The organism is Herbaspirillum sp. UBA812 (assembly GCF_002296545.1).
Classification (GTDB): Bacteria; Pseudomonadota; Gammaproteobacteria; order Burkholderiales; family Burkholderiaceae_D; genus Herbaspirillum; species Herbaspirillum huttiense.
Window position 1 is genome coordinate 1,857 of sequence record NZ_DBIC01000094.1, and the last position, 5,904, is coordinate 7,760.

Sequence of the window (5,904 nt, forward strand, 5' to 3'; positions counted from 1 at the left end):
GAGGCAAGGCGTTGCGGCGGGGCGGGCAAGCCTGCGTATCCGGGCCGGGATCACGTATAATCATCGGTTCGCAATCGTTTTTTGCACCGACTCCCATCCGGGCCGGATCTGCGCGTTAGCGGCGGCATCAGGCCCATTTATCCGTCTTCGAACATGAACTCAGCCGAAATTCGCGACAAGTTTCTGAAATTCTTTGAATCCAAAGAACACACCATCGTCCGTTCCTCCAGCCTGGTGCCGGGCAATGACCCGACCCTGCTGTTCACCAATTCCGGCATGGTTCAGTTCAAGGACGTGTTCCTGGGTACCGACAAGCGCAATTACGTGCGCGCAGCCTCCGTGCAGCGCTGCCTGCGCGCCGGCGGCAAGCACAACGACCTGGAAAACGTCGGCTACACCGCGCGCCACCACACCTTCTTCGAGATGCTGGGCAACTGGTCCTTCGGCGACTACTTCAAGCGTGAATCGCTGAAGTGGGCCTGGGAACTGCTGACCCAGGTCTATGGCCTGCCGGCCGACAAGCTGTGGGCCACCGTCTACCAGACCGACGATGAAGCCTACGACATCTGGACCAAGGAAATCGGCCTGCCGCCGGAGCGCGTGGTGCGCATCGGCGACAACAAGGGCGCACCCTACGCCTCCGACAACTTCTGGCAGATGGCCGAGACCGGCCCTTGCGGTCCTTGCTCGGAAATCTTCTACGACCACGGTCCGGACATCTGGGGCGGCCCCCCGGGCAGCCCCGACGCCGACGGCGACCGCTACATCGAGATCTGGAACAACGTGTTCATGCAGTTCGACCGCCAGCTCGATCCGGCCACCGGCGAATACACCCTGACCCCGCTGCCGGCCCCTTGCGTGGATACCGGCATGGGCCTGGAGCGCCTGGCCGCGATCCTGCAGCACGTGCACAGCAACTACGAGATCGACCTGTTCCAGGCGCTCATCAAGGCCGCTGCCCGCGAAACCGGCATCAGCGACCTGTCCAACGCATCGCTGCGCGTGATCGCCGACCACATCCGTGCGACCTCCTTCCTGATCGTCGACGGCGTCATCCCCGGCAATGAAGGCCGTGGCTACGTCCTGCGCCGCATCATCCGCCGCGCGCTGCGTCATGGCCACAAGCTGGGCCAGACCAAGCCCTTCTTCCACAAGCTGGTCAAGGACCTGGTGGTGCAGATGGGCGCAGCCTATCCGGAACTGCCGGAAGCCGCCGAGCGTGTCGAGATGGTCCTGAAGCAGGAAGAAGAACGTTTCGGCGAAACGCTGGAACACGGCATGAAGATCCTGGAAGCCGCGCTGGCTTCCAACAGCAGCAAGCTCGATGGCGAAACCGCCTTCACCCTGTACGACACCTACGGCTTCCCGCTGGACCTGACCGCCGACATCTGCCGCGAGCGCAATGTCGAGCTGGATGAAGCCGGCTTCACCGCCGCCATGGAACGCCAGAAGAGCGCCGCCCGCGCCGCCGGCAAGTTCAAGATGGCCGCTGCCATCGACTACACCGGCGACAAGACCCGCTTCGTCGGTTACGAATCGCTGGCGCAGTCGGCCAAGGTGGTAGCCCTGTATGTGGCCGGCAGCCCGGTGCAGAAGATCGAGGCCGGCCAGGACGCCATCGTGGTGCTGGATACCACCCCGTTCTACGCCGAATCCGGCGGCCAGTCGGGTGACGCCGGTGCCCTGGAAGCGGCCAATGGCCTGTTTGCCGTGGCCGATACGCAAAAGATCCAGGCCGAGGTGTTCGGCCATCACGGTCAACTGATCAAGGGCAGCCTGGCCATCGGCGATGCTGTCGAAGCCAAGGTCGATGCCGATCAGCGTGCCCGCACCATGCGCAACCACTCGGCCACCCACCTGATGCACAAGGCCCTGCGCGAAGTGCTGGGTTCGCACGTGTCGCAGAAGGGTTCGCTGGTCGATGCCGACAAGACCCGTTTCGACTTCAGCCACAACGCCCCGATGACCGCCGACGAAATCCGCCGCGTGGAAGACATCGTCAACCGCGAAGTGCTGGCCAACGTCGCCACCGGCGCCCAGCTGATGGGTTACGACGATGCGATTGCCGCTGGCGCCATGGCGCTCTTCGGCGAGAAGTACGGCGACCAGGTGCGCGTGCTCTCCATCGGTACCTCCACCGAACTGTGCGGCGGTACCCACGTCACCCGTACCGGTGACATCGGCCTGTTCAAGATCGTCTCGGAAGGCGGTGTCGCCGCCGGTATTCGCCGTGTCGAAGCCGTCACCGGTGAAGGCGCGCTGGCGCTGGTGCAGTCGCTGTCGACCCGCGTGGCCGAAGCCGCTGCAGCCCTCAAGACCCAGCCGGAAGAACTGCTGCCGCGCATCGGCCAGGTCCAGGACCAGGTCAAGGCGCTGGAAAAGGAACTGGCTTCGCTGAAATCCAAGCTGGCCTCCAGCCAGGGCGACGAGCTGGTCAACCAGGCGGTCGACATCAACGGCATCAAGGTGCTGGCGGCTACGCTGGAAGGCGCTGACGTCGCCACCCTGCGCGAGACCATGGACAAGTTGAAGGACAAGCTCAAGACCGCCGCCATCGTGCTGGGCAGCGTCAAGGATGGCAAGGTCAGCCTGATCGCGGGCGTCACTGCCGATGCTACCTCCAAGGTCAAGGCCGGTGAACTGGTCAACTTCGTCGCCCAGCAGGTGGGCGGCAAGGGTGGCGGCCGTCCGGACATGGCCCAGGCCGGCGGCACCGAACCGGCAGCCCTGCCGGGCGCGCTGCAAGGCGTGGCGGGCTGGGTCCAGGCCAAGCTGTAATCCCACAGACCCTGGCCCGGAGCGCCCATGAGCGAATTCAAGTTTTGCCCGGTCTGCGCAGCATCGCTGGTGCTGCGCGCCGATGAAGGCGAAGCCGGCAAGGTCCGGCTGGCCTGTCCCGAGGGTCACTGGACGCATTGGGACAACCCCCTGCCGGTGCTGGCTGCACTGGTGGAGATCGACGGCAAGATGCTCACTGCGCGCAACGCCGCCTGGGCCGAAGGGCGCTTTGCGCTCATCACCGGTTTCATGGAACGCGACGAGACCCCGGAACAGGGGATCGCCCGCGAACTGAAGGAAGAGACCGACCTGGACGCCGAGCAGATCGAACTGATCGGCGTCTATGAATTCATGCGCAAGAACGAGCTGATCATCGCGTATTACGTGAAGGCGAGCGGCACGATCAAGCTGTCGCCGGAGCTGCTGGAATACCGCCTGAGCGAACCCGCAGACCTGCGCCCCTGGCCGGCTGGTACCGGCCATGCGGTGGCGGACTGGATGCGCCAGCGTGGACTGCCGGTGCAATATGTCGAGTTTGCCGGTTCGTCTTCGCCGATTGAAACCCCGCAGGTCCTGAAATAAGCGTGCCGTCAAGACGCAGCGTTCCATCTTGGGCCGTGATTTTCTTGCTTTTGCACAAGCCTAGTGCGGTGAAAACAACAGAACTTGTGCAATGCATCAACTCGGCGCGTTTTGCAGTAAAATCGTTTTCGTCGTGATCCATTTTGAGTCGAAGTAATGGCCATTCAATTTCACCGGGAACTTGATGCGCGCGGGCTGAACTGTCCGCTGCCCATCCTCAAGACCAAGAAAGCCCTGGCCGACATGGCCAGCGGGCAGGTGCTCAGGGTGACCGCCACCGATACCGGTTCGGTGCGCGATTTCCAGGCCTTTGCCAAACAGACCGGCAACGATCTGCTGGAGCAATCGCAGAATGATGAACACGAGTTCATCTTCTTCATGAAGCGCAAATAAGCAGCATCCCTGTCCATCCCGGAAAGATCAGGCTGGCAGCATTGAAAAACCCGCAGCTCGGATGAACTGCGGGTTTTTTGTTGTCTTTCGATCAATGAAGTTGTCGTTACAGCTCCGGATGGAAGCTCTCGGCACGAGCAATCGGCCAGAACTTTTCATAGACCCGATAGCGGTAATTGCCTTCCAGTAAATCGTTGGGCTGCAGATATTTCAGCACGTTGGACATGAGCTGGATCTCGTGGTCATTGATGCGCCGCACGATGTGATGCGGGCGCAGCGCCGACGTATGCGGCAGCCCGGCCGCCTGTACCAGCTCCTGCAGCGCATGCAGGGTGCTCTGGTGGAAGCGGTAGACGCGCTCGGCCTTGTCCGGCACCACCAGGGCGCGGGCGCGCTGGGCGTTCTGGGTGGCCACGCCCGTGGGGCAGCGGTCGGTGTGGCAGCTCTGCGACTGGATGCAGCCCAGCGCGAACATGAACCCGCGCGCCGAATTGCACCAGTCCGCGCCCAGCGCCAGCGTGCGCGCCACGTCGAAGGCGGTGATGATCTTGCCGCTGGCACCAATCCTGACCTTGTCGCGCAGGCCGATGCCGGTCAGCGTGTTGTGCACCATCACCAGGCCTTCCTGCAGCGGCATGCCCACGTGGTCGACGAATTCCAGCGGGGCCGCGCCGGTGCCGCCTTCGGAGCCATCCACCGTGATGAAGTCCGGCACGATGCCGGTCTTGAGCATGGCCTTGGCGATGCTGAAGAATTCCCAGGGATGGCCCACGCACAGCTTGATGCCGACCGGCTTGCCGCCGGAGAGGCCGCGCAGCTTCTCAATGAATTCCAGCAGACCGACCGGTGTGGAGAAGGACGAGTGCACGGCCGGCGAGATGCAATCCACCCCCATCGGGATGCCGCGCGTGGCGGCGATCTCCGGCGTGATCTTGGCCGCCGGAAGCACGCCGCCGTGCCCGGGCTTGGCGCCTTGCGACAACTTCACCTCGATCATCTTGATCTGTGGCGACTGCGCCTGGGCCGTGAATTTTTCTTCATTGAAGCTGCCATCCGCGTTGCGGCAGCCGAAGTAGCCGGAGGCGATTTGCCACACCAGGTCGCCGCCGAATTCGCGGTGGTATTCCGAGACCGAACCCTCGCCGGTGTCGTGGGCAAAATTGCCTTTTTTCGCCCCCTGGTTGAGGGCGCGGATGGCATTGGCCGAGAGCGAGCCGAAGCTCATGGCCGAGACGTTGAAGACCGACATCGAATACGGCTGTGCCCGGTCGCCACCGACTACCACGCGGAAATCGTGGCTGGCGATCTTGGTCGGGGAGAGCGAATGGCCTATCCATTCATGGCCGGCCTGCTGCATGTCCAGCTCGGTGCCGAAGGGGCGGCTGTCGACATCGGCCTTGGCACGCTGGTAGACGACGCTGCGCTTCTTGCGGGAGAAGGGGCGGCCATCCATTTCATCTTCAAAGAAGTACTGGCGCAGTTCCGGCCGGATGGCCTCGAACATGAAGCGGAAGTGGCCGATCAGCGGATAGTTGCGCAACACGGCGTGCCGCCGCTGCACCAGATCGTGGACGCCGACCACGCTCAAGACCAGGGGAATGAGCGGCCACCCCCAGCCGATGCCATGGGTCGCCGCCAGGACCACCAAGGCCAGGGTCAGCGCGATCACCGCCCAGAACACGAAATACCGATTTGCCCGCATAGAAGAGTCCGCTAGTTGTCAGGATGGAACCGGCACCGGCCGAAGGCCATGGTCGGGTTTGCAAGGATTCTACCGCCCGGGCTCAACAGTCGTGCGCGACGAAGTGAAGGGTTTTTCCTGCCGATTTGGCGGGACTGGCCGCGATACTGCCCGGCAAGCCCGCTGCTTGCGCAGTGGCATCCTTATTGCTTTGACGTATCTTCCTGCCAGGCAGCGTGGGGAACCGCTGCCCTGTGCATCAATGAACTCCACTATCACAGCGCGCCTGCTTGTCCGAGGCCGGAGACACGATGTCGTTATGAAAACAGTTGCTTCACGAGGCGCATCGGCGGCCTCTTCCTCCTCTTCGCGCCCTGCGGCGCGGGCGCTGTGCCGCCAGGATGCCGCGCAGAGCCAGGCGGTGCTGGACATGGCGCGCCCGCCGCGCCTGCTGGAGTCGCTGCTGGCCA

4 protein-coding genes are annotated in these 5,904 nt (G+C 63.3%); 3 read left to right on the plus strand and 1 reads right to left on the minus strand.

Annotation, left to right across the window (positions count from 1 at the left end; genetic code table 11):
- Positions 1-153: 153 nt before the first annotated feature.
- The 3 genes from alaS (at position 154) to B3873_RS06185 (ending at position 3,753) form a co-directional block, all read left to right on the plus strand.
- A complete protein-coding gene (alaS, locus tag B3873_RS06175) occupies positions 154-2,778 on the plus strand; it encodes an alanine--tRNA ligase (RefSeq protein WP_286864672.1) in 2,625 nt (874 codons plus the stop codon).
- Positions 2,779-2,805: 27 nt separating this feature from the next.
- On the plus strand, positions 2,806-3,360 hold the full coding sequence (locus B3873_RS06180) for an NUDIX domain-containing protein (protein ID WP_286864673.1): 555 nt from the start codon (positions 2,806-2,808) through the stop codon (positions 3,358-3,360).
- 156 nt (positions 3,361-3,516) lie between these two features.
- Complete coding sequence (locus B3873_RS06185) at positions 3,517-3,753, plus strand: sulfurtransferase TusA family protein (protein ID WP_013235553.1); 237 nt, start codon at positions 3,517-3,519, stop codon at positions 3,751-3,753.
- A gap of 106 nt (positions 3,754-3,859) precedes the next feature.
- On the opposite strand, the gene B3873_RS06190 is transcribed toward B3873_RS06185, so the two are convergent.
- Complete coding sequence (locus B3873_RS06190; RefSeq protein WP_286864678.1) at positions 3,860-5,455, minus strand: FMN-binding glutamate synthase family protein; 1,596 nt, start codon at positions 5,453-5,455, stop codon at positions 3,860-3,862.
- Positions 5,456-5,904 lie beyond the last annotated feature (449 nt).

Bases quoted from the DNA above. Each gene is read 5' to 3' on its own strand.
- alaS (WP_286864672.1), top strand. From the start codon at position 154: ATGAACTCAGCCGAAATTCGCGACAAGTTTCTGAAATTCTTTGAATCC.
- B3873_RS06180 (WP_286864673.1), top strand. From the start codon at position 2,806: ATGAGCGAATTCAAGTTTTGCCCGGTCTGCGCAGCATCGCTGGTGCTG.
- B3873_RS06185 (WP_013235553.1), top strand. From the start codon at position 3,517: ATGGCCATTCAATTTCACCGGGAACTTGATGCGCGCGGGCTGAACTGT.
- B3873_RS06190 (WP_286864678.1), bottom strand. From the start codon at position 5,455: ATGCGGGCAAATCGGTATTTCGTGTTCTGGGCGGTGATCGCGCTGACC.